The sequence below is a fragment of the Stenotrophomonas sp. TWI169 genome, assembly GCF_039674705.1.
Taxonomy (GTDB): Bacteria; Pseudomonadota; Gammaproteobacteria; order Xanthomonadales; family Xanthomonadaceae; genus Stenotrophomonas; species Stenotrophomonas maltophilia_P.
This window is the reverse complement of the sequence record NZ_JBDJOB010000006.1, coordinates 143,178-168,469: the sequence shown is the minus strand read 5'-3', so window position 1 is coordinate 168,469 and position 25,292 is coordinate 143,178. Positions and strand designations below refer to the sequence as shown.

Here is a 25,292-nt window from a genome sequence, read left to right as displayed (position 1 = left end):
ACCAGGAATACGGGAGCTGCCATGCGCACATCCAGCAGACAACAGCAGGTAACGGGCTTCACCCTGATCGAACTGATGATCACCGTTGCCGTCATCGCGGTACTTGCGGCTGTGGCGTTGCCTTCCTACCAGCGACATGTGCTGAAGACGCACCGCGCGATGGCCAAGGCTGACCTGGTCGAGATCGCGCAGCTGCTCGAGCGGCATCACACCGTGCAGAACAGCTACGACGGATTCTCGCTGCCGTTCAGCCAGTCGCCGCGGCAGGGCTCTGCCCGCTATGCCATATCGTTCGACGGCAAGGCGACCGCCGGGACCTATACCCTGCAGGCGGTTCCGGAAACCGGCCAGGACAAGGACGCGTGCGGCACGCTGACACTCGATCAGGCGGGCCGCAAGACGCCGGACAGCAAGACCAACCCGGAGTGCTGGTAAGACGGCAGCGGCGAGTGTGGAAGGGGCTTGCACCCCACTTCTGGAATTGGCTAGAATGCGCACCCCGCCCGAATAGCTCAGCCGGTTAGAGCACTTGACTGTTAATCAGGGGGTCGTTGGTTCGAGTCCAACTTCGGGCGCCAGTTTCGAGAAAGCCGCGAGCAATCGCGGCTTTTTTCGTTGGGGCATGCCGCGCGGGATCAGCAGGGCGTAGGCACGCGTGGGCGCAGGCTCCGGATCCGTCCGGGGATGTTGATGATCACGCGGCTGTGTTCCAGGCCCTGCACGCACAGCACGATGGACTGGTTGGTGCCGGCGTTGCGCCCGTCAGCGCGGAATCGGATGTGGGCGCGATGGTCGCTCGCCCGCAGTTCCACATGGCGATGGCGGTTCTCCAGGGTGTGCAGCAGGGTGGTCATTCCCCCGCTGGCCACCCGCGGCTCAACCTGAACGCGCCAGCCTTGGCTCCAGCGGTTGTCGCAGCGGCTGCCGTCGCCGGAGCCGCACACGGTGACCGGGCGTCCCTCGGTGATGGCGGTGCTGCGCGCCAGCGACAGGCTGCCGACCAGCTGGGCACGCAGGGATTCGGCCTGCAGCTGGCGCATCGCGCGCTGCCAGGGGCGCCAGGCCACAGCCAGCAGTACGCACAGGATCATCAGGACCACCAGCATTTCAGGCAGGTGGAGCCCCCGGGCCTTGCGCGCGGGGTGTTTGCAGAGGGTCTGGAGCATGCCCCCAGCCTGCCGGCCCCGCCGGCCGGTCTCCATTGGAGGTTGGCGCGTCGGGGTGTCCGGCTTCCCCTCAGCCGGCCGTCACCGGATGCCCCGTATACTGGCCGTTCCCGGGATCTGGCAACATCATGAGCGACAGTTTTGAACTCGTCTCGCCGTATTCACCGGCGGGCGACCAGCCGAACGCCATCGCGAAGCTGACCAGCAATTTCGAGTCCGGCATCGCCAAGCAGACGCTGCTGGGTGTGACCGGCTCGGGCAAGACCTACACCATCGCCAATGTCATCCAGCAGATCCAGAAGCCGACGCTGATCATGGCGCCGAACAAGACGCTGGCCGCACAGCTGTACGGTGAATTCAAGGCGTTCTTCCCGCACAACGCGGTGGAGTATTTCGTCAGCTACTACGACTACTACCAGCCGGAGGCCTATGTGCCGTCGTCGGACACCTTCATCGAGAAGGACAGTTCGATCAACGAGCACATCGAGCAGATGCGGCTGGCGGCGACCAAAACCCTGCTGTCGCGGCCCGACGCGATCGTGGTGGCCACCGTGTCGGCGATCTACGGCCTGGGTGCGCCCGAGGATTACCTGTCGCTGCGCCTGATCCTGTCCAAGGGTGAACGCATCGACCAGCGCGACCTGATCAATCATCTGACGCAGCTGCAGTACACCCGCAACGAATACGAACTGCAGCGCGGCACCTTCCGCGTGCGCGGCGAAGTGATCGATGTGTTCCCGGCGGAGTCGGACAGCGAGGCGCTGCGCATCGAGCTGTTCGATGGCGAGGTCGAGAAGATCACGATGTTCGATCCGCTCACCGGCGAAACCCTGCGCAACCTGATGCGCTTCACCGTCTACCCGAAGACCCACTATGCGACGACCCGCGAACGCGTGCTCGCGGCGATCGAGACCATCAAGGTGGAACTGAAGGAGCGGCTTGAGCAGCTCTACGCACAGAACAAGCTGGTCGAGGCGCAGCGCCTTGCACAGCGCACCCAGTTCGACCTGGAGATGATGGCCGAGGTCGGCTACTGCAACGGCATCGAGAACTACTCGCGGCATCTCACCGGCAAGGGCCCGGGCGAGCCACCGCCGACCCTGTTCGATTACCTGCCGGCCGACGCGCTGCTGGTGATCGACGAATCGCACGTGACCATTCCGCAGATCGGCGCGATGTTCAAGGGCGACCGGTCGCGCAAGGAAACCCTGGTCGAATTCGGCTTCCGCCTGCCCTCGGCGCTGGACAACCGTCCGCTGCGTTTTGAGGAGTGGGAGGCGCGCTCGCCGCGCAGCATCTATGTGTCGGCCACGCCAGGCCCGTATGAAATGCGCGAGTCGGGCGACGAAGTGACCGAGCTGGTGGTGCGGCCGACCGGCCTGATCGACCCGATGGTGGAGATCCGCCCGGTCGCCACCCAGGTCGACGATCTGATGAGCGAGGCCAACGAGCGCATCAAGGCCGGCGACCGCGTGCTGGTCACCACGCTGACCAAGCGCATGGCCGAGAACCTGACCGAGTACCTCACCGAGCATGGCATCCGCGTGCGCTACCTGCATTCGGACGTGGACACCGTCGAGCGCGTGGAGATCATCCGTGACCTGCGCCTGGGCAAGTTCGACGTGCTGGTCGGCATCAACCTGCTGCGCGAGGGCTTGGACATGCCCGAGGTGTCGCTGGTAGCGATCCTGGACGCGGACAAGGAGGGTTTCCTGCGCTCCACCGGTTCGCTGATCCAGACCATCGGCCGTGCGGCCCGCAATGTGCGCGGCAAGGCCATCCTGTACGCCGACAAGGTGACCCGTTCGATGCAGGCCGCGATCGACGAGACCGACCGCCGACGCGCCAAGCAGGTCGAGTACAACGAAGAGCACGGGATCATTCCGCGCTCGGTGGCGCGTCCGATCACCGACGTACTGGAAGGTGCCCGATCCGAAGCGGCCGAGAAGGAATCGCGCAAGGGAAAAGGCAAGGGCAGGCCTGGAGTGGCCGAGGATGTGGCCGACTACCGCGCGCTCGGGCCGGCGCAGCTGGCGGCGCGTCTCAAGGCGCTGGAACAGCAGATGTACCAGCACGCCAAGGACCTGGAATTCGAGGACGCGGCCCGCGTCCGCGACCAGATCCGACAGCTGAAGGAGGCCAGCCTGGGCTGAACGCGACAGTGCCGCACGTCTTCACAAAAGTGTTGCGCTTCCGGGCCGGCATCCGTAATATACGCGGCCTGCACCGACGCATTCGCGGACGTTCAGACCCCAAACGGGCGGTTAGCTCAGCGGTAGAGCACTACCTTGACATGGTAGGGGTCACAGGTTCGAACCCTGTACCGCCCACCACGACGTCCTCGAAAGAGGGCAGTCGTGAATTGAAAGCCCGGCCCTGGCGCCGGGTTTTTACGTAAAAGGCCCGCTGGCGGGCCGCAGAAGCACGATGGGCGGTTAGCTCAGCGGTAGAGCACTACCTTGACATGGTAGGGGTCACAGGTTCGAACCCTGTACCGCCCACCACCTGGCTCCCGGCCCTGCCGGTGCAGCGGTGGTAATACGAAAGGCCGGCCATCGCCGGCTTTTTTCATGGGCGCATGCAATGGCCGCGTGATGTCACGTCCGCGTGGCCCGGTGGTCAATGACGAGCGTCCGCCGTATCCGCCAGTGCCCATCGATACGCTCCCACAGCTGGATCATGCGTGCCTCGCCGACGATTTCGCGATGGCCATCGGCCTGTTCCTGCGACAGGCACTGCTGTCCCACCCGTAGCAGTCGATCCTGGCGCAGGTGGAAGAGCCGCAGGCTCGCAGGTTCCAGTTCGCGCTGCATGGCGGGCTGCGCCACCCTCGTCGATGATCCGGACTGTAGGGGCAGATCGACCAGCACGGGCTCGTCGGCACTGGTGGCGTGACCGAACGCGCCAGCGCACAGCAGCAACAGGGCAAGCATCGGCATGGCACGGTGCTCCAGCGGGAAAGTGCAGGCAGACTGGCACTTCGCCGCCGGGACCACAGCCGGCCTGCGACGAACACCGGGATTGAGCCGCCAAACGCAGCCAGGCGCCGATGAATCCGCACCGGGCAGGCGTAGACTTGCGGCGCCCGCGCAATCGCGGCCATCACAAGGAGCAGCTGCAATGAGCGATCACGTTCCCGTTTCCAGGCCCAACCCGCTGCTCGACCTGTTGTTCGGCGGCAACATGCTGGCAGGCACGTTCAAGGCCGTGGTCTGGGTGGCCATCCTGTGTGCCGTGCTGGCCTGGACGACCTGCCGCTGATGGCGCACTTGCGTGCCGGCGTGCCGCACACTCGGACACGCGTGGCCCGCATCGGCTGCGGACGGGTGCCGTTCTGGGGGGCGGTCAGGCGCTGAAGGCCTGGCGCAGGCTGCGCAGTGTCGCCTGGCGGTGCTCCGTCGTGCAGGGCTCACCCATCTCCAGTTCCTGCAGGCGAAGGCCGATCAGGGTCATCGACAGGGCGTAGCCGCGTGCCGCGTCGGCTACCTTCGACAGGCCCACTGCACGACGGGTCAGCGCATCGACGTGGTCCAGGTCCGGCAGAAGGCCGAGATACGCGCGTTCGGCGCTGTCCAGATCGGGGGCGCGCAGGATCGCGTGCGCATCGGCTGCGGGGCTGGGGGAGGCCATGGGGATTCCTCGTCCGGGGAGCGCTCGGTCAGAACGAACGCATCAGGGAAATGAAGGCGGATGTCTGGCTGCCACGGCGCGCCATCGGGCTGTCCTTGACCGCATCGCCGAACCATTGGTTGGCCACTACGCCGGTGGCGCGCCATCTGCTGCCCAGTGGCGTGCTGACTGCGATCTGCACGCTCGGCGAGGTGGCGCTGCCGGGGCTGTAGGCGGCCAGGCCCGAACGCAGTGCTTCCTCGTCGCTGATGCCGTAGTAGTAATCGAGCAGGCGCGCACTGGAGTGCACCACTCCGGCCCTCGGCACCCAGGTGAAACGACCGGCCTGCAGCGGATAGCTGTAGTACAGGCTTGATTCCAGGCCGCCACCATGGCCGCTGATCTCGCGCATCACACTGGCTTCGACGATGCCCCAGTCGGCGCTGTATTCGGCATTGATGCCTCCCATCGCCGACATCTGCCGGCTGTGCAGGCGGCGCAGCTGTGGATCGTTCACGTCATCGGTCTTGAAGCGCAGCGTGTAGGGCGTGAGCGCCGCCGACAGGCGCAGGCCCTCGCCCTTGTACAGGTACATGCCCAGCGAGCCGGGGCTGGCGAAGAAGCGCTCGCCCTGCCAGGAGAGGGCGGGCACGACCAATGGCTTGACGTCGTAGTGCGCGTAGGCGCCCGATGTCGCGCCGACCGTGATCCCGGCCTTCACGCCGGGTGTCTGCTCCGCCGCCTGGGCCAGCAGCGGCATCGACAGCACGGCGGAGAACAGCATCGGGCGCAGCAGGGCAGAGGGCGACAAGGGCATCGATCGACAGCTTTGCAGGGGATGAGGCTGCATGCTGCGGTGTCAACATTGTCGCAACATTGCGTCGATGCACACGGAGCGCGACGGGGCCCTGGCTGGCACAATGATCCGAACCGTTTCCCGCAGCAGAGACCTCCATGCGCATTCTTCTGGTCGAAGATGATCCCGACCTCTCGCGGGCCCTGCAGTCCGGGCTGGAGCGGCAGGGCGTGGTCGCCGACGTGGTCGGCAGCCTCGCCGAAGCCGCCATCGCGTTGCGCGAACCGGTGCACCAGCTGATGCTGCTCGACCGCCAGCTGCCGGACGGCGATGGTGCCACCTTCGTCGCCACCGCACGCACGTTGCGGCCGAATCTGGCGGTGATCATGCTGACCGCCAAGGGCACGCTGTCGGACAAGGTCGAGGGCCTGGATGTCGGTGCCGATGACTATCTGGTCAAGCCGGTGGCGATCGAAGAACTGATGGCACGCATCCGCGCGGTATCGCGTCGGCCATCGGCGATGGTCACCCCCAGCCTGCGGCTTGGGCAGCTGGAATTCGACTTCGAATCGCTGCAGGCGCAGGTGCAGGGCCAGACACTGGCATTGCCGCGCCGCCAGGTGCTGGTGCTGCAGGCGCTGGCGATGAGGCAGGGGCGCACGGTCACGCGCAGCGCGTTGGAGGCGGCGGTCTACGGTTTCGATGACGAGATCCAGTCCAACGCGCTGGATGCGCACATCTCCAAACTGCGCAAGGCGCTGCAACAGGCAGGCGCTGGCGTGGAGATCCATGTCATCCGCGGCGTCGGCTACCTGCTGGCGGAGGCCTGATATGGCGCGACCGATCCGATCGATCACCCTCGGCCTGGCCTGGCGGTTGTTCCTGGCGCAGGCGTTCACCGTGCTGTTCGCCGTGGTCGCACTGATCCTCACCTGGGGTGACAAGGATTCCTGGGGCATGGACATGTTCACCGCCGAGGCGGTGGCCAAGGCCGTGCACAGCCAGGATGGGGGCCTGGCGCTGGACGAGGCACGCTGGCAGAAGCTGGATGCGCGCGCCGGTGGCAACCTCTGGTTCGCCGCCGTCGATGACCGGGGAGCCTGGCTCGAGCGTGGCAAGGTACCGGCGATCCATGCGCCGCTGCTGGCGCGGCTGCCGACGCTGGGTGCCACCGAACTGGGTTCACTGGTGCCGCCCTATCTGGACGTGGCGCGGGTGATGATCCGCAACGAGGACGGGCGTCGCATCACGGTGATGGTGGGGGGCGCACCGAAGGGCGGCCTGCTGGATGGCGCGCTGATGGTGCTGCGCCTGATTGGCCTGTGGTTCTTCCTGCCGCTGATCGTGGTCACCCTGCTGGTGATGCCGACCGTGATCCACCGCGCGATGCGAGGTGTCCGACGCTCCGCGCAGCAGGCCAAGGAACTGGACATCGGCCAGCCGGGCGCGCGGCTGGACGCGCAGCTGGTCTCGACCGAGGTAGCACCGCTGGTGGAGGCGTTCAACGATGCCATCGACAAGGTGCAGCAGGGCTATGCGGCGCGTGACAAGTTTCTTGCTGATGCCGCGCATGAGCTGCGCGTGCCGATTGCCGTGGTGCAGGCGCGCCTGTCGCAGCTGCCGCAGGGCGAGTTGAAATCGCAGTTGCTGACCGACATTGCTCGTCTGGGCAACGTGGCCGAGCACCTGCTGGATCTGCAGCGGCTGGATCGCAACACCAGTGCGATGCAACGGTTGGATCTGGCCCTGGTGGTGCGCGAAGCGGCGGCCGAACTGGCTCCGCTGGTGGTGGGCGCCGGCTACGGTTTCGAGGTGGACGCACCAGAGACGCCGGTGTGGATCCACGGCGACAGCCTGGCGCTGGGGCGGGTCATCGCCAATCTGGTGCACAACGCCATCGTCCATGGCGGCGGGCGTGGCACGATCTGCGTACGTCTTGACCGGACCGGTCTGCTGGAAGTCAGCGACCAGGGCGCGGGCGTGCCGGTCGGCGACCGCGAGGCGATCTTCGAGCCCTTCCATCGACTGCGTGCGGCGGGCAGTGGCAGCGGGTTGGGCCTGCACCTGGTCAAGGAGATCGTCCAGCATCACGGTGGCTCGGTCAGTGTGGGTGAAGCCGTCGGCGGCGGCGCCAGCTTCCGGGTCAATTTCCATCGCGGCAGCGTGCGGCGCTGACCGCTGCGCGGGTCGTTGCCTGATAGGAGGACAGGGGCAGCACGCGGCAGGCTGATGCGATGGCCGCCGATACTCCGTTGCCCGCTCCCATTGGCGGGGTCTGCACTGCCGCGTTCGTCAGCGGCGCCCTGGCGTGCGTGCTGCTGCCCGCGTTGCCACCGCTCTGGAGCTGCGCGCTGGCGAGCACCGTGGCCGGCCTGGGGTGGGCGCTGCCGTGGCGCGGCCGCGCGGTTGCCGCGCTGCTGTTCGGCGCAGCGTGGGCGGCCCTGCATGGTCAATGGACGCTGCAGCAGCAACTGCCGCCGGCCATGCCGGTCCGCGATGCCGTGGTCAGCGGGCGCGTCGTCGATCTGCCGGTAACGGCGGGCGGCCATACCCGTTTCGTCCTGCAGGTCGGCGATGCACCGGGGCATCCCGCACTGGCGGGCAAGCGCCTGCAGATCACCTGGAGCGATCCATGGCCCGGAACCCGCACGCGCGTTGAGGGTGGGGGCCGTCATCAGGTCCGTGCGGGGGCGCAGTGGCGGTTGCCGTTGCGGCTGCGGGCGCCACGCTCGCGGATCAATCCTGGCGGCTTCGACGCCGAACGTCATGCCGTGCTGGCCGGCATTGCCGGTCACGGCACGGTGCGTGCAGCGGGCAGTGCGCGTGAACTGCAGGCGCCGGAGGGGCTGCTGGCCTGGCGCGAGCGCAGCAGCGATGCGATTGCAATGCAGGTTCCCAGCCCCGCATCGCGCTTCATCCGCGCGCTCGCGCTGGGCGATACCCGATGGCTGTCCGACACCGATTGGAATCAGTTGCGTGCGCTGGGGCTGACCCACCTGATCGCCATCTCGGGCTTCCACGTGGGCCTGGTGGGTGGCTGCGCGGCACTGCTGTGCAGCGCAGTGTGGTGGCTGTTGCCGTCGCTGGCCCGTCATTGGCCGCGTCCGCAGGCCGCTGCGTGTGCCGCCGCGCTGGCAGCGGCCGGCTATGCCCTGGTGGCCGGCGCGGAACTGCCGACCGTACGCACGGCGTTGATGATCGGGCTGATTGCCCTGGCACGCGGGGGGCGGCGACCTCCCGACGTGGTCCAGGCCGTGTCACTGGCGGCCCTGGTGCTGCTGTTGCCAGCACCACTGTCCGTGCTGTCGGCCGGCTTCTGGCTCAGCTTCGGTGGCGTGCTCTGGCTGCTGTGGTGCCTGCCGACGGCAAGCGCCGACAGTGTGGGGAGCCGCCTGCAGGCCTTCTTCGCGGCCCAGGGGGTGGCCAGTCTCGGCCTCCTGCCGCTGTGCGTGGCCCTGTTCGGAGGCGCCGCGCGCCTGGGGCCTCTGGTCAATCTGCCGGTCATCCCGTGGTGGAGCCTGCTGGTGGTGCCACTGGCACTGCTTGGCACCGCTCTGGATGCCCTGTACAGCGGGGCGGGACGATGGCCCTGGCGCGCAGCGTCCTGGCTGTTCGACCTCAGCTGGCAGGCCCTGCAGCCGCTGGCAGACCACCCGCAGGCGATGTGGTGGCTGGCCGAGGCTCCGGCGTGGACCGTGCCAGCGGCCTTGGCGGGCCTGTTCTGGTGGTTGCTGCCGCGCGGGGCCGGCGGCGTGCTGGCCGGCGCGCTGCTGTGCCTGCCGCTGTCATGGCCGTCACGTGACATACCGGCTGCCGGGGAGGTGCAGCTGCTGGTGCATGATGTCGGGCAGGGCACGGCGGTGCTGGTGCGCACGGCACGGCATGCATTGTGGTACGACGTCGGCCCTGCGATCGGTGGCGATGGCGATGAACGGGTCCTGCTGCCGGCCGTACGTGCGCTGGGTCAGGTGCCGCCCGGTCGCGTGGTGCTCAGTCATGACCATCTGGATCACACCGGCGCACTGCCGCGGCTGCGCCGGCAGCTGCCGCACCTGGAGCTGCTGGCACCCCCAGGCAGCAGCCTCGACGGTGCCGGCAGCTGCCATCGCGGCGTTCGCTGGCGGTGGGACGGGGTGGACTTCGAGGTGCTGCATCCCGGGCCCGACGTGCCGACGGCCGGCAACGAGGACAGCTGCGTGCTGCGCATCGCCAGCGCACATGGCGTGATCCTGCTGGCCGGCGACATCGGCGCGGCGACCGAACGGCGCCTGGTGGAGCGGGCGCCCGGCGAGCTGCGCGCGGACGTGGTCCTGGTGCCGCATCATGGCAGCGGGGGCAGTTCGGATCCGGCCTGGGTGGCAGCGGTGGCTCCCCGGCTGGCCGTGGTCTCGGCCGGGCACCAGAACCGTTTTGGCCACCCGAAACGTGACGTGGTGCAGCGCTGGCGCGCCGTGGGCGCCGAAGTGCTGGCTACGGCCGAATCCGGCGCGATCCGCATATGGCTTGGCGCACAAGGCCTGCAGCTGCGTGAACAGCGCATCCACGCGGCCCGGTGGTGGGATGCCGCTGGGCGGGCGCGGTCGGCTGCTATCCTATCGCCGATCGAACAGGCGGCCGCTGGGCCGGAGGGTTGAAACGTGTGGGAACTGGTCAAGGCCGGTGGCTGGCCGATGGTGCCGCTGCTGCTGTTGGGCGTACTGGCTTTGGCAATCGTCCTGGAGCGCTTCTGGTCCCTGCGGCGCGCTGAAGTGCTGCCACCGGGGCTGGGCCAGGAAGTGCGCAACTGGGCTGCGCGCGGCAAGCTCGACCCTGCCCATCTGCAGACGCTGCGTGCCAACTCGCCACTGGGAGCGCTGCTGGCCGCCGCGCTGGAAGCACGCAATCGTCCGCGCGACCAGATCCGCGAGCGCATCGAGGACACCGGCCGCCATCTGGTACACCGCATGGAGCGGTTCCTCAACGCGCTCGGCACCATTGCCTCGGCCGGCCCGCTGCTGGGCCTGCTCGGCACGGTGATCGGCATGATCCAGATGTTCCTGGGCATCCTCGACCACGGCGTGGGCGATGTGAACCAGTTGGCCGGTGGCATCGGCAAGGCCCTGGTCTGCACCGCCACCGGCATGATCGTGGCGATTCCTGCGCTGATGTTCCATCGCTATTTCAAGGGCCGGATCCACGGCTACGTGCTGGAGATGGAACAGGAAGCCAGCGCGTTGCTGGATACGCTCGATGGTCGTCCCGGCGTGATGGCGCCCGCACCGGCATCGGCTGCACGTGCCGCTGCGCCCGCCCCGGCGAAGGCCTGATCGATGCGTATCGGCAACGACCGATCCCAGGATGAGCCGCATATCGATCTGGTACCGCTGATCGATGTCATCCTGGTGCTGATCATCTTCTTCGTGGTCACCACCACCTTCGATGCGCGTTCGACGCTGCAGGTGCAGCTGCCCACCGCCAGCCAGCAGCACACCGATGAACCACCGCGTTCGTTGAGCGTGCTGATCAATGCCGATGGCCGCTATTTCATCAATGACCAGGAAGTGCTGCGCAGCGACGTCGAGTCGGTCAAGCAGACCATTGCCGCTGTGGCGGGCAGTGATCGCGAACAGACCGTGCTGCTGCGTGCCGACGCGCGTACTCCCTACCAGGCCGTCGTGACCGCGCAGGATGCGCTCGGTCAGCTCGGTTTCCGCCGTATTGCAATCGCCACTGCGCCAGAGGTGCGTCCATGAGTTCCAAACACGCGCCGGTGTGGCCGATCTACAAACGCCTGCTCGGCTATACACGGGCCTATTGGGTGTTCATGGTGGCCGCGGTCATCGCGATGGTGGTCGAGGCACTGGCCGGCTATCACTTCACCAAGCTGATGGAGCCGCTGGTCAACCGGGGCTTCGTCAACCCGGAGCCGCGCATGGCGGTGATCCTGCCGCTGACCATCCTGGGCCTGTTCCTGATGCGCAGCCTGGCCACCTGGGTCAGCGACTACACGCTGGCCAAGACCGGGCGCAGCGTGGTCCGCGACCTGCGCGAGCAGGTTCTGCAGAAGTACCTGCACCTGCCGTCTTCGCACTTCGACAACGAGGCGACGCCGGTGATGGTCAGCCGCCTCAACTTCGACACCGAGCAGGTCACCCAGGCCAGCGCCGACGCACTGAAGACCGTGGTCGCCGACACCCTGACCATCATCGCCATGCTGGTGGTGATGCTGCAGATGAGCGTGAAGGTGACCCTGGCGATGCTGCTGGTGGTGCCGCTGATCGGCGGCATCGTGTCCTATGTCGGCAAGCGCTACCGCCGCATCAGCCGCGGCATCCAGGACGGCATGGGCACGATGGCGCAGACGGCGGAACAGTCGCTCGCCGCGCAGCAGGAAGTGAAGGTGCATGGCACGCAGGCGCATGAGATCGCCCGTTACTCGCGCCTGGCCAACCGCATGCTGGCGCTGAACATGAAAGTCGAAGTGACGCGTGCCGCCGCGTCCAGCGTGGTCCAGTTCCTCGCTGCGCTGGCCCTGGCAGTGATCGTCTGGGTGTCCACCCGCGAAGCACTGGCCGGCAAGCTCAATGCGGGCCAGTTCATGGGCCTGATGACCTCGATGATGGCGATCATCCCTTCGCTGCGGCGCCTGACCAGCGTGCAGACCTCGATCTCGCGTGGCGTCGCGGCGGCCGAGCGCCTGTTCGGCATCATCGACATGCCGGTCGAGCGCGACGACGGCACGCATGTCGTGCAGCGCGTACGCGGTGAACTGTCGTTCGAGCACGTGATGCTGCGTTATCGCGAAGACAGCGGCATCGCCCTGGATGACATCAGTTTCGTTGCCAGGCCCGGAACGGTCACCGCCATCGTTGGTCGTTCCGGCAGCGGCAAGACCAGCCTGATCCGGCTGGTGCCACGGTTCTACGAGCCCAACGGCGGCGTCATCCGGCTGGACGGCGTACCCCTGGATGACTATCCGCTGGCTGACCTGCGCCGGCAGGTGGCGATCGTCGGGCAGAAGGTCATGCTGTTCGACGACACCATCGCTGCCAACATCGCCTATGGCATGGATGCGACCGACGAGCAGATCCGTGCCGCGGCCGAAGCGGCCAACGCCTGGGAATTCATCGCACGCATGCCACAGCAGCTGCAGACGCCGGTGGGCGAGAACGGTGCGCTGCTGTCCGGTGGCCAGCGCCAGCGCCTGGCGATCGCCCGCGCGATCCTGCGTGATGCGCCGATCCTGATCCTGGATGAAGCCACCGCGGCGCTGGACAATGAATCCGAACGGCTGGTGCAGGACGCGCTGCAGCGACTGATGCCGGAGCGCACAACGCTGGTGATCGCCCACCGCCTGTCCACCATCGAACACGCCGACCAGGTGCTGGTGATGGATCACGGCCGCATCGTCGAACGTGGCACCCATCATGAGCTGCTTGCCATGGGTGGCCTGTACCAGCACCTGCACAGCATGCAGTTCCGCGAAAGGCAGGACTGATGGCAGGCAAGGGTACCCAGACCCCGCCGTACTGGTATGACGGCAGTTCGGTTCCATGGCCCATGCGCCTGCTGGCCCCGCTGTATGCCGGCGTCACCGCGCTGCGGCGACGTCTGTACCAGCGCGGTTGGCGCAAGCGCCACACGTTGCCGGTGCCGGTCATCGTGGTCGGCAACATCACCGCTGGCGGCACCGGCAAGACGCCGTTGACCATCGCCCTGGTCGAGCGGCTGCGCGCGGCCGGCTGGACGCCAGGCGTGGCGAGCCGTGGTTATGGCCGCGAGAACGCCGACAAGGCGCAGTGGGTAAAGGCCGATACGCCGGTTGCAACCGGCGGCGATGAGCCGGTGCTGATTGCTTGGAAGACCGGCGTGCCGGTGCGCGTCGATCGCGATCGGGTGGCGGCGGGCCGTGCGCTGATCGAGGCCGGTTGCGATGTGATCGTCTGCGACGACGGCCTGCAGCACTACCGGCTGGCGCGTGACATCGAAATCGAAGTGGTGGATGCGCAGCGCCGCTACGGCAACGGCCGGATGATCCCGGCCGGCCCGTTGCGCGAGCCGGTCAGCCGCGCTGCCGAGTGCGATTTCCGCGTGGTCAACCTGGGCCAGACGGATGAGGACGGCGCGGCGCAGGCCTGCGGATTCGGTCAATGGCCGATGGCCCTGCATATCGACACCGCACAGCCTCTCGCGGGTGGGCGTGCGCGCCCGCTGGGCTATTTCAAGGGCCAGCGCGTGCATGCCGTGGCGGGCATCGCCCATCCACAGCGCTTCTTCGACATGCTGCGCGCGCGTGGCATCGGCGTGGTGCCGCATGCCTTCGCCGATCACCATGCCTACCAGCCGCAGGATCTGTCCTTTGGCAGCCAGCTGCCGGTGTTGATGACCGAGAAGGACGCCGTGAAGTGCCGCGCGTTCGGCAATGACTGGCATTACGCCGTGCCGTTGCGCGCTGAACTGCCTGCCGCGTTCTGGGTGGCGCTGACCGATCGCCTGGACAAGCTGCGACCGAACTGAGCGGCCGGGCGACGCTTGCAATCAGGCGCCGCTGGCCACATTCCCGTTGTAACGAGCCTGCCGAGTACCGCCCGCATGACTGAATTCGTCGTTGCCATCCCCGCCCGCTATGCCGCCTCGCGGCTGCCGGGCAAGCCACTGCGCCTGCTCGGCGGCGAGCCGCTGGTGCTGCACGTGGCACGCCGTGCGCTGCTGGCTGGCGCTCGCGAGGTATGGGTGGCCACCGACGATCAGCGGATCGCCGACGCACTGGCGGGCCTGGGCGAAGTGAAGGTGGCGATGACCGCCGCATCGCATGCATCCGGCACGGATCGCCTGGCCGAGTGCGCGCGCATCGCCGGCTGGGACGACGACACCGTGGTGGTGAACCTGCAGGGCGATGAGCCGTTCGCGCCGGCGGCCGGCATCCGCGCCGTGGCCGAGGCGCTGGTCGATGGCGCGGCGCCGATGTCGACCCTGGCTACGACGGTTGAGGACGCCGAGACCTTGTTCGATCCGAACGTGGTCAAGCTGGTGCGCAATGTGCGCAACGAGGCGCTGTACTTCAGCCGCGCCCCGATCGCCTGGCACCGGGACGGTTTCGCACGCAGTCGCGAGGCCCTGCCTGAAGGCCACCAGTGGCTTCGTCACATCGGCATCTACGGTTATCGCGCCGGCTTCCTGCAGCAGGTCGCGGCGATGCCGCCGGGCCGGCTGGAGCAGATCGAAGCGCTGGAGCAGCTGCGCGTGCTGGAAGCCGGCTTCCCGATCAGCGTCGCCATCTCGCCTGAAGCGTTTCCGCCTGGCATCGACACCCCGGAGGACCTGGAGCGGGCCGAGGCGGTGCTGCGGGCCATGACCCCGCAATGAAGCTGCTGGTCGTCTGCCTGGGCAACATCTGCCGCTCGCCGATGGCCGAGGGGGCATTGCGCGCGCGCCTGGAGGCATCCCCATTGGCCGGCCGTGTGCAGGTCGATTCGGCCGGCACCGGCGACTGGCACGTGGGCGAGCCGCCGGACCGGCGGGCGATCGCCTGCGCAGCCGGCCATGGCGTTGACATCAGCGGGCTGCGTGCCCGCCAGCTGCGCGCCGATGACTTCCAGCGCTTCGACTGGATTCTCTGCGCCGATGAGGCCAACCTGCGCGATGCCGGACGGTTGGCCACCGCGCAGGAGCGCCAGCGCCTGGCCCTGTACCTGCCATGGTCAGGCGGGCAGGGCGCGGCCGCCATTCCGGATCCGTACACCGGTGGCAGCGATCATTTCGAGCAGGTCTGGGCCCTGGTTGACCAAGCGGCAGAACGTGCGGTGGCACGACTGTTGCATGACGTCGACTCCGGCATAATCACGGCATGAACGCCCAGCCTGTCCCGGACCTGCCCGAGTTCGCCACCTGGCTCAACGCCACCCCCTGCACCCTGGCGGAATTGCGCGGCCGGCCGGTCGCGCTGCTGTTCGTCAACGCTGCCTCTGCCTGGAGCGCACAACGCCTGGCCGAGTTCGGCCAATGGCTGTCGCGCCATCCGGGCAAGCTGCAGCCGCTGGTATTGCAGGTGCCGCGCTTCGACTTCGAGCGCGATGCCGATGCCGCGTTGAAACTGCTGCGCCGCCAGGGCCTGACCGCCCCGGTACTGCTGGATGCGGATTGGGACGGCTGGCGCCGTTTCGGTGTCACCGCGTGGCCGACCCTGATCCTTCTCGACGCGCAGGGACGCGAGCGGCAGCGGCTGGTCGGGCAGGGCGCTGCCGGCGAGCTCGAGCGCGCGCTGAACGCACTGTGCGAGGGTGCACCCTCGGCCCCGCCGCGCGGTGGCAACGAGCTGCACCCCGAGCCGCGGCATGCGTTGCGCTTTCCGCTGGGCCTGGCGGTCAGCACCGAGCGCCTGTACATCGCTGACAGCGGCCATCACCGCATTCTCGAATGCAGCCATGGCGGCCGCGTGCTTCGTCAGTTCGGGCTGGGGACCGCGGATTTCATGGATGGCAATCTGGCCGAGGCCGCCTTCCACAGGCCGCAGGCACTGGTGCTCGAGCGCGACGCCCTGTACGTCGCCGACACCGGCAACCACGCCATCCGCCGGATCAACCTGTTGACCGGTCTGGTCGACACTCTGTGCGGCAATGGACGCCCGGGCGCGCCGGTGGAAGGGCCTGTCGCCCAGCCGCGACAGGTGCCGCTGGATCATCCGGTCGGCCTCGCCATCGCCGACAACCAGCTGCATATCGCCATGGCGGGTGACAACCGGATCTGGAGCTATCACCTCGGCCAGCGCAGCCTGCAATGGCGCGCCGGCAGTGGCGCGATCGACGAGCGTGACGGCAGTGGGCATCTGGCTGCCTTCGCGCAACCCACCGCGCTTGCCGTAGTACAACAGGTCCTGTACGTGGCCGATGCGCTGGGGTCTTCGATCCGCGCGCTGCAGCTGCGTGGGGATCTGGTGCAGACGCTGCTCGGGCAGGGCACATGGCGCTTCGGTGAAGCCGACGGCCCGCGTGCCCACGCCAGCCTGCAGTTCCCGCAGGCGATTGCACTGAGTCCGGGCGCACCGCTGCTGTGGATTGCCGATACCGGCAACGGTCGCCTGCGCACGCTGCGCCTGGGCGGCGGCGAACTGACCACACAACCGTTGCCACGGCGCCTGCATGGCCCGGCCGGCCTGGCCGTGGGCGCGGGCGCGGTGTGGATCGCCGAGACCGACGCGCACGCCGTGCTGCGTTTCGACCCTGACAGTGGTGTACTCAGCGAAGTACCGATCAGCGAATGACCGACGTCCCCGTCCCGGCCTTCGACGGCAAGGCCTTCGCGGCCCAACTCAGTACCGCCCCCGGGGTGTACCGCATGTACGCCGCCGACGACACCCTGCTGTACGTCGGCAAGGCACGCGCGCTTCGCAACCGCGTGGGCAGCTATTTCAATGGCAGCCCGAAGAACGCGCGGATCATGTCGATGATCTCGCAGATCACGCGGATGGATGTGACTGTCACGCGCTCGGAGGCCGAGGCGCTGCTGCTGGAAAACCAGCTGATCAAGTCGCTGGCACCGCGCTACAACGTCTCCCTGCGTGACGACAAGACCTACCCGCACGTGCTGCTGACCCGCGAGGAATGGCCACGCATCGCCCTGCACCGGGGGCCGCGTGCGATCCCCGGCCGCTATTTCGGGCCGTATCCGGGTGTCACCGCGGTGCGCGAGACGCTGAACCTGATGCACAAGCTGTTCAAGCTGCGCAGCTGCGAGGACAGCGTGTTCCGCAACCGCTCACGGCCGTGCCTGCAGTACCAGATCGGCCGCTGCAGTGCCCCCTGCGTCGAGCTGGTACCGGCAGGCGAGTATGCCGAGTCGGTGCGCCGCGCGGCGCTGTTCCTGGAAGGCAAGAGCGATGAGCTGACCCGTGAACTGGGTGAGCAGATGCAGGCTGCCAGTGAAGCACTGGAGTTCGAGCAGGCCGCGCGCCTGCGTGACCTGATTTCGTCGCTGCGCAGCATGCAGACCCGCCAGTACGTCGATGGCCGCGCCGCCGACCTGGACGTGCTGGCCGTGGCCATGCAGGGATCGCAGGCCTGCGTGCTGCTGCTGGCATTCCGCGATGGGCGCAACCTGGGCACCCGCCCGTTCTTCCCCCGCACCAATGGCGAGGACAGCCCGCACGAAGTGCTGGCGGCGTTCGTCTCCCAGTACTACATCGAGTTCGAGCCACCGCGCGAGATCCTGCTGGATCGCGAGATTCCGGATGCCGATCTGCTGATGGCCGCGCTGTCTGCTTCGGCCGAGCGCAAGGTGCAGCTGAAGTGGAACGTGCGCGGCGAGCGCGCCGGTTATGTAGAGCTGGCCAGCCGCAACGCGCAGCTGACGCTGGCCACCGAGCTCAACAGCCGCAACGCGCAGCACGTACGCAGCGAAGCCCTGCGCGAGATGCTGGGCCTGGCCGAGCCGGTCAAGCGCGTGGAGTGCTTCGACATCAGCCACACGCTGGGTGAGGCGACCGTGGCGTCCTGCGTGGTTTTCGATGCGGCCGGTCCGGTGCGTGCCCAATATCGCCGCTACAACATCAGCGGCATCGAGCCGGGCGACGACTATGCCGCCATGCGTCAGGCCATCGACCGCCGCTTCCGCCGTGCCGTGGAAGAGCAGGGCGTACTGCCCGACGTGCTGCTGATCGACGGTGGCGCCGGCCAGCTGGCGCAGGCGCAGGCAGCGCTGGCCGACCTGGGCGTGGAGGGCGTATTGCTGGTGGGCGTGGCCAAGGGCGTGGAGCGCCGCGCCGGTCATGAGGCGCTGGTCATGCCCGACGGCCGCGAGTTGCGCCCCGGTGCCGCCAATCCCGCCCTGCAGTTCATCCAGCAGGTGCGCGATGAGGCGCACCGCTTCGCCATCACCGGTCACCGCGGCCGCCGGCAGAAGGCGCGCATGACCAGCAGGCTGGAAGACATCCCGGGCATCGGCCCGCGTCGTCGTGCCAGCCTGCTGAAGCATTTCGGTGGGCTGGTCGGCCTGAAGGCGGCCGGTGAAGCGGAGATCGCCAAGGTGGAAGGCATCAATGATGCCCTCGCGGCCCGTATCTACGCTAACCTGCACGGGTTGGCCACGCCCGATGCGGCCGATTAGAGAGAGAAGCGCGCAAGCATGAAGTTGACCCTGCCCACCTGGCTGACGCTGTTGCGGATCGTGATGATCCCGGTGCTGGTGCTGGTGTTCTACCTGCCCTACACCTGGACCAACTTCGCTTCCGCGGCGATCTTCGGTCTGGCCGCGATCACCGATTGGCTCGATGGCTGGATCGCCCGCCGCTATCAGCTGGAATCGGCGTTCGGCGCCTTTCTCGACCCGGTGGCGGACAAGTTGATGGTGGCGGTGGCGCTGTTCCTGATCGTGCAGGGGCATCCGACGCCGTGGATGGCGTTCTGGGCCGCCGTCATCGTTGGCCGCGAAATCGCGGTCTCGGCATTGCGCGAATGGATGGCCGAGCTTGGCCAGCGTGCCAAGGTGCGGGTGGCGATGATCGGCAAGGTGAAGACAACGGCGCAGATGGTCGCGCTGCTGTGCCTGCTGTACTCGGTGGCGCCCAGCGTGGCGGTCGAGGACATCTGGATGGGCTGGCCGATCTTCCACATCGGTGACTGGACGCTGGCCATCGCGGCGGTGCTGACGCTGTGGTCCGGCCTGCAGTATCTGCACGCGGCCTGGCCGAGCCTGCGCGAGGACGAGCGTGCCGCACGCGAGCGCTCACGACAGAAGAAGCTGGGCAACGGTTGATCGGCGGCACACGGGATGCCCGTCAGGTTGCGAAGCGCGCTGGTTGCTGGATGCGCGCGGTTGAAAAAAGGCCTTGACGCCCCTTCCAGAATGGGTAGAATTTCGCCTCCCAAGCGGGAATAGCTCAGTTGGTAGAGCGCAACCTTGCCAAGGTTGAGGTCGCGAGTTCGAGTCTCGTTTCCCGCTCCAGATTCTGAAAGAGAGGCCTCTGGCCTCTCTTTTTTTATGTCGTGCCGGCCCTGGATTGCCGGGCTTTCCGCTCATCCGAACCTGAACGGAAAACGGGAATCGCCGAGGAGATTTCTGTTGACGCATTGCTGCAATCTCGACACAATAGCGCTCCTTCGACGCAGGTCGAACGGAATCTGCGGGAATAGCTCAGTTGGTAGAGCGCAACCTTGCCAAGGTTGAGGTCGCGAGTTCGAGTCTCGTTTCCCGCTCCAGATTCAAGAAAGAACGCTCCCGCAAGGGGGCGTTTTTCGTTTCCGGTCAGGCCGGACCCTCCTGCCCGCCATTGCGGACCGTGCCGAATGGATATCATCCGCTGTAGTCGTCGGGGTGACGCAGGGAGCGGGGCAAGGGCTGGCAGATGGAGGCTGTGCACGAAACGAGGCAGGACGGTGGGCAGACCGCCTACCGGGCGTACCGTGATCGGATGCTGGAGGGTTGCCGGGGACGATCCGCGGGTGCGTTCCACGACGACATCGACGATGAGCGGACGGATGACCGGCCCGAAGTACCGCGCAACCGCATCCGTGGCTTCCGCATCGCAGTGGCCGATGCGCTGCGCGGGCAAGACCCGACTGTGGTCACCGAGGAAGACATGGCGCGCCGTGCGCTGGGCATTCCGGCGGACATCGCGCTGCATCCTGGCAAGGGCTGCGGGTGGCCGCTTCTGGTGCAGGTGTTCATGCCGTTCCCGTGGGTGCTCAGGTACGTGCGACACGCGCTGTCGCGGATCCGGACGTTCGAGGGCCGCCAGTACGTGTACTGCCAGTTCCACGCACGGCTGTTCCTGCATGCGGAAGCACGCATGTACAGCCGCAGCCTGGACATCGCCCTGCGCCGCTTCGAAGCCACGTCGTGGGAAGAACTGCGGGCGCTGCAGCTGCGGGATGCCGGCTGGCTCATCGCTACCCATCGCCTGGGCCTCCGTCGGCTGACGGACCTCGACCGGTGTGCTGGACGGTCTGAAGCGCCTGGATGGTTTGCGCGGTGGATGGTGGATGAAGGCATCATCCAGCACAAGGAAGAGCTGCAGTGGCTGCAGTCCGCGCACAGGGCATGGAGCGTCGGCTGGCGGCCGCGGCGAACGCAGCGCGAGCCGGTGCGTTCCGTTGTGCGCCAACTGATGCGCGCGGGCGTTGCGCGGCCGCACCTGGCGCGGCTTCATGATGTCGACCTGGAAGAATCTGATGCGGCGCGTCTGGCCGCGAATCTGACACTGCTGGCCGATGCCGGCATTGCGCCGGTGCACGAGGTATTTGATTCTGCACGTGATCTGTTATGGCGCACGCCGACGAAGACGTGGGCCTGGGTGGTGGGTGCAGCCGGTGCATGCACACCTGCGGATATCCACACGCTGCGCGGCTACCTGGGGTTTCATGCTCCACCGCCTGACTGGATCGCCCATCATCTGATCGCGTGTGGTGCAGGCCTCGATGCACTTGCCACTTGCTGTCGGTTGCTGGGCGAGCTGAGCGATGATGCCCCGGCCGAAGATGTGGAGCCCGCCATCGATCTTCTGCTGGCAGCACCTCATTGCCTCGACTTCACGCAGTTGGGGGCCTGCAGCCAGTATCTGCGACGGCCCGATCGGCTGGATCGATTCCTGCAGGTGCTGGTTCGCCATGATCTCGGTGCAGCGGGCCACGTTGTTGCGTTCCAGGCCTGCTATCGCGTCGGTGACGCCGATCGCCTGGACGCGTGGTTGACCCTCAATGCGGGGCGCACAGCGGGCATGGACGTCGATGTGCTGGTCGAATGGGTGGGTCGAATGCTTGCACAGGGGAGCCTGGACGCATTCCAGTACCTGCATTCGGCCATTGCGCCAGCTGATTTTGCAGAGCTGCGGAAGCTGGAAGTGCTGGCGTCCCTCGGTCCAGGACTGCTGCGTTACCTGGTTGAAGACAAAGGCCTGGATTCGGTAAAAGCGCTGCACGACTGGTACTTCGCTACCCGGGGCCTGCACGGGGTGACCTGGTGGGGCGGCAGCGATCCCGAACTGTGTCGGCTGCTGGCGGATGACGCCTTCCAGCGCCACAACTTCGGCTTCATGATGCAGAACCATCGATGCGTCCTGGAGGTGGTCGAACGACGGGCGCACCAGGTGATTCCGCGCCCGCAGAGAACCGTCGACACAGATGCCATGGCGCGCTACTACGATGCGCTGGCCACGCAGCGTCGCGAAGAGATGGCGCGCCTCCTGCCGCAGTTGCCCGCGATGCTGGAGGGAACCGGCGGACTTCTGCTCGCATCGGTCCTTCGCGCAGGCGCAATCTCGACGACAATACTGCAGGACAGGCTGGTCCAGTTGCAGCCCGCCGTCGAGCAGTTGCTGGCCGGGCATGGAACAACGTCAGCCGAGCTGGACGAGGTGGATGCGGAGCTCATTTCGATGGTCTACCGCACGTCCGTCGATGTCGTCCGTGGCAGTTGGGCGGCGGCACGCGGATTCCAGTCGCACCTGGATGGATGGAGGCTGGAGCCGTTCCATCCGATGGCCTGGCAGCGCTCGATCAGAAAACGCACAGGCGTGCTGGAGCGCAGCAGCCTGCTGGCGCTGAAACGTGCCAGCGAACATGCGACACGGTTCCAGCACGGCGCGGATGAGGGGCCGCGAAGGTTCCGTGACCTGCGATCAAAACGGCTGCGGGATCCCGCGCGGGATCCGTGGTCGGTCTCCGCCCATCTCGGCCTGCTGCTGGCTGCCGCAGGCAATGATCCGGAGATCCTCCAGTGGCGGCGCAGCACCTTCAGCGAGGTCGCCAGCATGCCGGAGGACGGTGCGCAGACCAGCGAGTACCTCGAGCAGCTGGATCGGTTGTTCAACAGCGCATTGCCGGATGCCCTCGACGAACATACTCAGCGTTTTCTGCATGGCCTCGCTCCCGATGACGCCGGGCAGCTGCTGCAGCGGCTGCTGCCGCCATCGCCGTCCGCTGACAGCACGGTACCGGTCATGTCACTGGATCAGGCCTTCGCGCAGATGCGCAAGCACGTTCTGGATGTGTGCGTGCGCTGGGTGAAGCGCGAGAAGGGCAGGTATGGCCGCCCGGACCCTTCCGGATCGTGCACGCATCTGCAGGCGACGTTGACCAAGCACCCGGCGGCGTACTTCGCCAAGCATGCCGCCAATCTATGCTCACGCGATCGCGTTGCGATGTGGCAGGAGGCGCGCCACGCCCACCTGGTCGTATTCGATCCGAGGCAGCGACGATTGGCGGGCATGGCCATGGTGAACATCGAGGTCGTGCCGTCCCTGCACGCTTCCGGGAGCTGCCTCATCATCCGCGCGATCAATCCCATGGAAGACATGCTTGCGACGCATTGTCTCCGGTCCATCGTGGAGTCCTTCCTGGACATCGCCATCCAGATCGCAGAACGCAACGACCTGGTTGCGGTACTGATGCCCTGGCACAACGGGGCCCATCTGTTGTCGAACCTTCCCGGGATCGAGAAGTACCTCGAGAAGCAGTACCTGCAGAAGGCCCAGGCGGCATCTGCCGACCGGTCTGGCGAACTGATGGCCAACGACGACCTGCGCCGCCGGCCCCGCAAGGTGAAGGCCAGATTCTCGGCATTCGAGCAGGGAATGGAGATCGTCGGAACGCTGTATGCGATCTGGCAGCGGGCCCCGGTGGACCAAGCCGCGCGTCGCACGCCATCGGAAGACTGTTGACGGCGTGAAGGAACTTCGACACAATGGCGCTCCTTCGACGCAGGTCGAAGAATCTGCGGGAATAGCTCAGTTGGTAGAGCGCAACCTTGCCAAGGTTGAGGTCGCGAGTTCGAGTCTCGTTTCCCGCTCCAGATTCTACAGGGCCCCGGTTGGGGCCTTGTTTTTCTCCCGCCCTTGGCAAGGCGGGGCCCGTTGAGCCACAAGGCTTTTCGCGCAGTCAGAAAAGTGAAATCAGGTGTGAAATCGCTGGTGTGAGTTCCGGGCTTCCGGTATCATGACAGCCTATGCGGGAATAGCTCAGTTGGTAGAGCGCAACCTTGCCAAGGTTGAGGTCGCGAGTTCGAGTCTCGTTTCCCGCTCCATGTTCCGACAGGCCCCATCGCGGGGTTTTGTCATGTCAGGGGCTCCATTCCTGGCGCGCAGTACGTTGGCCTCATGGCAGAGTGGCTATGCACCGGATTGCAAATCCGTTTACAGCGGTTCGATTCCGCTTGAGGCCTCCAATTGAAAAGCCCTGACTTCGGTCAGGGCTTTTTTTTTGCACCGTCATCCTGCGCTGCCAAACGTGCCTGACGTCCCAGTCTCAGCCGCCTACGACATGGGAAGGGGGTATGGTCAGTGCAGAGGCCTTCGGGCGCGGCAATGGCAGGCAGGGAGACTATGGCGCGTGGCGGACAGGCGGTGGATCGGCAATGAGCAAACCCACAACGGAAGTACGCTGGCTGACATTCCGGCTGATGAACGGACAATCGATCGGACCGGAGCGCCTGCGCGATGGCTGGAGCACCGCTTCGGAAACCCGCCACTGCGGGGTCCGGCGCGAGGCCATCGAGGGGGCAGGTGTGGTCTACGCGCTGTACGGGCCTGCCAACCTGGCATCGCCGCGTCGTGCCGAGATGCGCATGCGTGAGTTCCTGATGAGCAGCGGCTACACCTTCACCATGGGCACGCTGGGCGGCTAGCGCATCGCGGCAGCCTTCAGGGCCGCGACCACCTGTTCTCCGGAGAAGCCACAGTGGCCCGTGCCTGCTGCGGGCAGTACGCGCGGGAGCGGCGTCGCACCCGCGTGCGCGGCCAGTTGCGGGTAGCGTTCCTGCATGCGCGGTGCGATGGTGGGATCGTCGTTGTTGAACTGGATCACCAGCGGCCGCTTCAGCGCGCCGGTCAATCCGAGTGTTTCGCGCACACGCGCCTGTGCTGCGGGAACGGCGGCGATGCGCTGCACCCCTGCATTGAACGCAACGTCATCGCCGAATCCACGATAGACGACGCCGATGTTGCCGACTGGCATGCCGCCACTGCGCGTGGCCAGTTCGTGCAGGACCAGCGCGTGCAGGCTGATCGTTCCGGGCAGCGCATCGGATGCGACCTGCAGTTGTGCGGCCAGCAGTGCAGCGGAGTGCGGCGCGCGTTGCAGGGCGTTGACGATGCCTTGGTACAGCTCGCCCTGTGGTACCGAAGCGGCTTCGCTGGATGCCAGGCCAGCAGCAGGCAGTCCTTTGGCATGCGGGAAGAAGTAGTCGAACGCGACCACGGTGGTGAGCAGGTCGCCGGCCAGCTGCTCGCCTGACAGGTTGGCGCCGCATAGCGAAACACCACCGGCGTAGTGGGCCGGATGCCGTTCGAGACTGGCTACGGTCACCGCACCGCCCATCGAAAAACCGAGCAGCCAGGTATTGCGCACGCCCTTCAAACCGGCCAGCGTGTGCTGACGCAGGCGTTCCACATCGTTGATGGCATCGGCCACCGCCCACCCCTGGCTCGCGTAGGCGCTCTGTGCGACCGCGTAGCCGGCCTCCAGCAGAGGTGCGGTTGCCTCGTTGGCGGCCATCGGCGATTCGCGTGGCGTGCCCACCGGCTCGTAACCGTGCGCCAGCATCACCAGATCGCCGTTCCAGTCCGCAGGGATGTCCAGGCGCCACGGCGCACCCTGCAGCTCGCCACTGAGCATGCGTGGCGGGGCGGGCGGCGCCGCGAGCAGCGGCATGGAAGGCAACGCCAGGGCCAGTGCCAGGGTCAGTCGGAGAAGGGCACGCATCGTGTTCATCCGGGCAGGTGATACGCCGAGCATAGAACCGCCCGCGGTGCCGTG

General features: G+C 66.9%; 22 protein-coding genes and 8 tRNA genes. 25 read left to right on the top strand and 5 right to left on the bottom strand.

Annotated features, from left to right (window positions below; genetic code table 11):
• Positions 1–21: 21 nt before the first annotated feature.
• Together ABE543_RS07240 and ABE543_RS07235 are read left to right on the top strand one after the other, a co-directional pair.
• Entirely contained in the window at positions 22–435 is a 414-nt protein-coding gene (locus tag ABE543_RS07240; RefSeq protein ID WP_053516619.1) for a type IV pilin protein, read from the top strand.
• 66 nt (positions 436–501) lie between these two features.
• Positions 502–578: transfer RNA gene (locus ABE543_RS07235), tRNA-Asn, on the top strand.
• A 57-nt stretch (positions 579–635) separates the two neighbouring features.
• Here the strand turns inward: ABE543_RS07235 and ABE543_RS07230 are convergent.
• Entirely contained in the window at positions 636–1,166 is a 531-nt protein-coding gene (locus ABE543_RS07230) for a GspH/FimT family pseudopilin (protein ID WP_065175863.1), read from the bottom strand.
• 128 nt (positions 1,167–1,294) lie between these two features.
• On the opposite strand from ABE543_RS07230, the gene uvrB reads away from it, so the two are divergent.
• From uvrB to ABE543_RS07215, 3 genes are all read left to right on the top strand, one after another.
• Positions 1,295–3,319 carry an excinuclease ABC subunit UvrB gene (gene uvrB, locus ABE543_RS07225; RefSeq protein ID WP_053520440.1) on the top strand — a complete coding sequence of 675 codons (2,025 nt, stop codon included), beginning with the start codon at positions 1,295–1,297 and terminating at the stop codon, positions 3,317–3,319.
• Between the two features lie 105 nt (positions 3,320–3,424).
• A tRNA-Val gene (locus ABE543_RS07220) sits at positions 3,425–3,499 on the top strand.
• A 96-nt stretch (positions 3,500–3,595) separates the two neighbouring features.
• Positions 3,596–3,670: transfer RNA gene (locus tag ABE543_RS07215), tRNA-Val, on the top strand.
• A 93-nt stretch (positions 3,671–3,763) separates the two neighbouring features.
• Here the strand turns inward: ABE543_RS07215 and ABE543_RS07210 are convergent.
• The gene (locus ABE543_RS07210) at positions 3,764–4,105 is read right to left on the bottom strand and encodes a hypothetical protein (RefSeq protein ID WP_065181234.1); all 342 of its coding nucleotides are present in this window, start codon (positions 4,103–4,105) and stop codon (positions 3,764–3,766) included.
• A gap of 181 nt (positions 4,106–4,286) precedes the next feature.
• Here ABE543_RS07210 and ABE543_RS07205 point away from each other — a divergent pair, with 181 nt between their 5' ends.
• On the top strand, positions 4,287–4,427 hold the full coding sequence (locus ABE543_RS07205; RefSeq protein ID WP_164972405.1) for a hypothetical protein: 141 nt from the start codon (positions 4,287–4,289) through the stop codon (positions 4,425–4,427).
• Positions 4,428–4,511: 84 nt separating this feature from the next.
• Here ABE543_RS07205 and ABE543_RS07200 read toward each other — a convergent pair whose 3' ends face one another.
• On the bottom strand, positions 4,512–4,796 hold the full coding sequence (locus tag ABE543_RS07200; protein WP_065175865.1) for a hypothetical protein: 285 nt from the start codon (positions 4,794–4,796) through the stop codon (positions 4,512–4,514).
• A 28-nt stretch (positions 4,797–4,824) separates the two neighbouring features.
• On the bottom strand, positions 4,825–5,592 hold the full coding sequence (locus ABE543_RS07195) for a MipA/OmpV family protein (protein WP_053519970.1): 768 nt from the start codon (positions 5,590–5,592) through the stop codon (positions 4,825–4,827).
• A 137-nt stretch (positions 5,593–5,729) separates the two neighbouring features.
• Between ABE543_RS07195 and ABE543_RS07190 the strand changes: the two genes are divergently transcribed.
• The 19 genes from ABE543_RS07190 (at position 5,730) to ABE543_RS07100 (ending at position 24,162) form a co-directional block, all read left to right on the top strand.
• Positions 5,730–6,401, top strand: coding sequence for a response regulator transcription factor (locus ABE543_RS07190; protein ID WP_065175867.1), 672 nt, complete (start codon positions 5,730–5,732; stop codon positions 6,399–6,401).
• A 1-nt stretch (position 6,402) separates the two neighbouring features.
• Complete coding sequence (locus ABE543_RS07185; RefSeq protein WP_053519968.1) at positions 6,403–7,746, top strand: HAMP domain-containing sensor histidine kinase; 1,344 nt, start codon at positions 6,403–6,405, stop codon at positions 7,744–7,746.
• A 59-nt stretch (positions 7,747–7,805) separates the two neighbouring features.
• Positions 7,806–10,205, top strand: coding sequence for a DNA internalization-related competence protein ComEC/Rec2 (locus ABE543_RS07180; protein WP_346475512.1), 2,400 nt, complete (start codon positions 7,806–7,808; stop codon positions 10,203–10,205).
• Between the two features lie 3 nt (positions 10,206–10,208).
• Positions 10,209–10,877 carry a MotA/TolQ/ExbB proton channel family protein gene (locus ABE543_RS07175; RefSeq protein ID WP_111186048.1) on the top strand — a complete coding sequence of 223 codons (669 nt, stop codon included), beginning with the start codon at positions 10,209–10,211 and terminating at the stop codon, positions 10,875–10,877.
• A 3-nt stretch (positions 10,878–10,880) separates the two neighbouring features.
• Entirely contained in the window at positions 10,881–11,303 is a 423-nt protein-coding gene (locus ABE543_RS07170; protein ID WP_065181236.1) for a biopolymer transporter ExbD, read from the top strand.
• Positions 11,300–13,048, top strand: a complete 1,749-nt coding sequence (gene msbA, locus ABE543_RS07165; protein ID WP_053519964.1) for a lipid A export permease/ATP-binding protein MsbA — start codon at positions 11,300–11,302, stop codon at positions 13,046–13,048. Before ABE543_RS07170 ends, msbA begins: the two co-directional genes overlap by 4 nt.
• Positions 13,048–14,067: a tetraacyldisaccharide 4'-kinase gene (gene lpxK, locus ABE543_RS07160; protein WP_346475511.1), complete on the top strand. Its 1,020-nt coding sequence runs from the start codon at positions 13,048–13,050 to the stop codon at positions 14,065–14,067. The genes msbA and lpxK overlap by 1 nt, the downstream gene beginning before the upstream one ends.
• Positions 14,068–14,142: 75 nt before the next feature.
• Positions 14,143–14,916 (top strand): 3-deoxy-manno-octulosonate cytidylyltransferase, encoded by a 774-nt coding sequence (gene kdsB, locus ABE543_RS07155; RefSeq protein ID WP_053519962.1) that lies wholly within the window; start codon positions 14,143–14,145, stop codon positions 14,914–14,916.
• Positions 14,913–15,401: a low molecular weight protein-tyrosine-phosphatase gene (locus tag ABE543_RS07150; protein ID WP_346475510.1), complete on the top strand. Its 489-nt coding sequence runs from the start codon at positions 14,913–14,915 to the stop codon at positions 15,399–15,401. Before kdsB ends, ABE543_RS07150 begins: the two co-directional genes overlap by 4 nt.
• On the top strand, positions 15,398–16,810 hold the full coding sequence (locus tag ABE543_RS07145; RefSeq protein WP_253119602.1) for a hypothetical protein: 1,413 nt from the start codon (positions 15,398–15,400) through the stop codon (positions 16,808–16,810). The genes ABE543_RS07150 and ABE543_RS07145 overlap by 4 nt, the downstream gene beginning before the upstream one ends.
• Positions 16,807–18,651 (top strand): excinuclease ABC subunit UvrC, encoded by a 1,845-nt coding sequence (uvrC, locus tag ABE543_RS07140; protein ID WP_197570982.1) that lies wholly within the window; start codon positions 16,807–16,809, stop codon positions 18,649–18,651. Before ABE543_RS07145 ends, uvrC begins: the two co-directional genes overlap by 4 nt.
• Before the next feature lie 18 nt (positions 18,652–18,669).
• A complete protein-coding gene (gene pgsA, locus ABE543_RS07135; RefSeq protein ID WP_053519958.1) occupies positions 18,670–19,299 on the top strand; it encodes a CDP-diacylglycerol--glycerol-3-phosphate 3-phosphatidyltransferase in 630 nt (209 codons plus the stop codon).
• A 113-nt stretch (positions 19,300–19,412) separates the two neighbouring features.
• Positions 19,413–19,488 (top strand) — tRNA-Gly (locus tag ABE543_RS07130).
• Between the two features lie 178 nt (positions 19,489–19,666).
• A tRNA-Gly gene (locus ABE543_RS07125) sits at positions 19,667–19,742 on the top strand.
• A gap of 155 nt (positions 19,743–19,897) precedes the next feature.
• On the top strand, positions 19,898–23,200 hold the full coding sequence (locus ABE543_RS07120; protein WP_346475509.1) for a hypothetical protein: 3,303 nt from the start codon (positions 19,898–19,900) through the stop codon (positions 23,198–23,200).
• Positions 23,201–23,255: 55 nt separating this feature from the next.
• Positions 23,256–23,331 (top strand) — tRNA-Gly (locus ABE543_RS07115).
• 155 nt (positions 23,332–23,486) lie between these two features.
• A tRNA-Gly gene (locus ABE543_RS07110) sits at positions 23,487–23,562 on the top strand.
• 67 nt (positions 23,563–23,629) lie between these two features.
• A tRNA-Cys gene (locus ABE543_RS07105) sits at positions 23,630–23,703 on the top strand.
• Between the two features lie 189 nt (positions 23,704–23,892).
• Complete coding sequence (locus ABE543_RS07100) at positions 23,893–24,162, top strand: hypothetical protein (RefSeq protein WP_053520307.1); 270 nt, start codon at positions 23,893–23,895, stop codon at positions 24,160–24,162.
• Here ABE543_RS07100 and ABE543_RS07095 read toward each other — a convergent pair.
• Positions 24,159–25,238 carry a hypothetical protein gene (locus ABE543_RS07095; protein WP_346475508.1) on the bottom strand — a complete coding sequence of 360 codons (1,080 nt, stop codon included), beginning with the start codon at positions 25,236–25,238 and terminating at the stop codon, positions 24,159–24,161. The two genes, ABE543_RS07100 and ABE543_RS07095, sit on opposite strands and share 4 nt — an antisense overlap.
• Positions 25,239–25,292: the final 54 nt, after the last annotated feature.

Excerpts from the sequence above, each read along its gene's own strand:
- ABE543_RS07240 (WP_053516619.1), top strand. The coding sequence starts at position 22 with ATGCGCACATCCAGCAGACAACAGCAGGTAACGGGCTTCACCCTGATC.
- ABE543_RS07230 (WP_065175863.1), bottom strand. The coding sequence starts at position 1,166 with ATGCTCCAGACCCTCTGCAAACACCCCGCGCGCAAGGCCCGGGGGCTC.
- uvrB (WP_053520440.1), top strand. The coding sequence starts at position 1,295 with ATGAGCGACAGTTTTGAACTCGTCTCGCCGTATTCACCGGCGGGCGAC.
- ABE543_RS07210 (WP_065181234.1), bottom strand. The coding sequence starts at position 4,105 with ATGCCGATGCTTGCCCTGTTGCTGCTGTGCGCTGGCGCGTTCGGTCAC.
- ABE543_RS07205 (WP_164972405.1), top strand. The coding sequence starts at position 4,287 with ATGAGCGATCACGTTCCCGTTTCCAGGCCCAACCCGCTGCTCGACCTG.
- ABE543_RS07200 (WP_065175865.1), bottom strand. The coding sequence starts at position 4,796 with ATGGCCTCCCCCAGCCCCGCAGCCGATGCGCACGCGATCCTGCGCGCC.
- ABE543_RS07195 (WP_053519970.1), bottom strand. The coding sequence starts at position 5,592 with ATGCCCTTGTCGCCCTCTGCCCTGCTGCGCCCGATGCTGTTCTCCGCC.
- ABE543_RS07190 (WP_065175867.1), top strand. The coding sequence starts at position 5,730 with ATGCGCATTCTTCTGGTCGAAGATGATCCCGACCTCTCGCGGGCCCTG.
- ABE543_RS07185 (WP_053519968.1), top strand. The coding sequence starts at position 6,403 with ATGGCGCGACCGATCCGATCGATCACCCTCGGCCTGGCCTGGCGGTTG.
- ABE543_RS07180 (WP_346475512.1), top strand. The coding sequence starts at position 7,806 with ATGGCCGCCGATACTCCGTTGCCCGCTCCCATTGGCGGGGTCTGCACT.
- ABE543_RS07170 (WP_065181236.1), top strand. The coding sequence starts at position 10,881 with ATGCGTATCGGCAACGACCGATCCCAGGATGAGCCGCATATCGATCTG.
- msbA (WP_053519964.1), top strand. The coding sequence starts at position 11,300 with ATGAGTTCCAAACACGCGCCGGTGTGGCCGATCTACAAACGCCTGCTC.
- lpxK (WP_346475511.1), top strand. The coding sequence starts at position 13,048 with ATGGCAGGCAAGGGTACCCAGACCCCGCCGTACTGGTATGACGGCAGT.
- kdsB (WP_053519962.1), top strand. The coding sequence starts at position 14,143 with ATGACTGAATTCGTCGTTGCCATCCCCGCCCGCTATGCCGCCTCGCGG.
- ABE543_RS07150 (WP_346475510.1), top strand. The coding sequence starts at position 14,913 with ATGAAGCTGCTGGTCGTCTGCCTGGGCAACATCTGCCGCTCGCCGATG.
- ABE543_RS07145 (WP_253119602.1), top strand. The coding sequence starts at position 15,398 with ATGAACGCCCAGCCTGTCCCGGACCTGCCCGAGTTCGCCACCTGGCTC.
- uvrC (WP_197570982.1), top strand. The coding sequence starts at position 16,807 with ATGACCGACGTCCCCGTCCCGGCCTTCGACGGCAAGGCCTTCGCGGCC.
- pgsA (WP_053519958.1), top strand. The coding sequence starts at position 18,670 with ATGAAGTTGACCCTGCCCACCTGGCTGACGCTGTTGCGGATCGTGATG.
- ABE543_RS07100 (WP_053520307.1), top strand. The coding sequence starts at position 23,893 with ATGAGCAAACCCACAACGGAAGTACGCTGGCTGACATTCCGGCTGATG.
- ABE543_RS07095 (WP_346475508.1), bottom strand. The coding sequence starts at position 25,238 with ATGCGTGCCCTTCTCCGACTGACCCTGGCACTGGCCCTGGCGTTGCCT.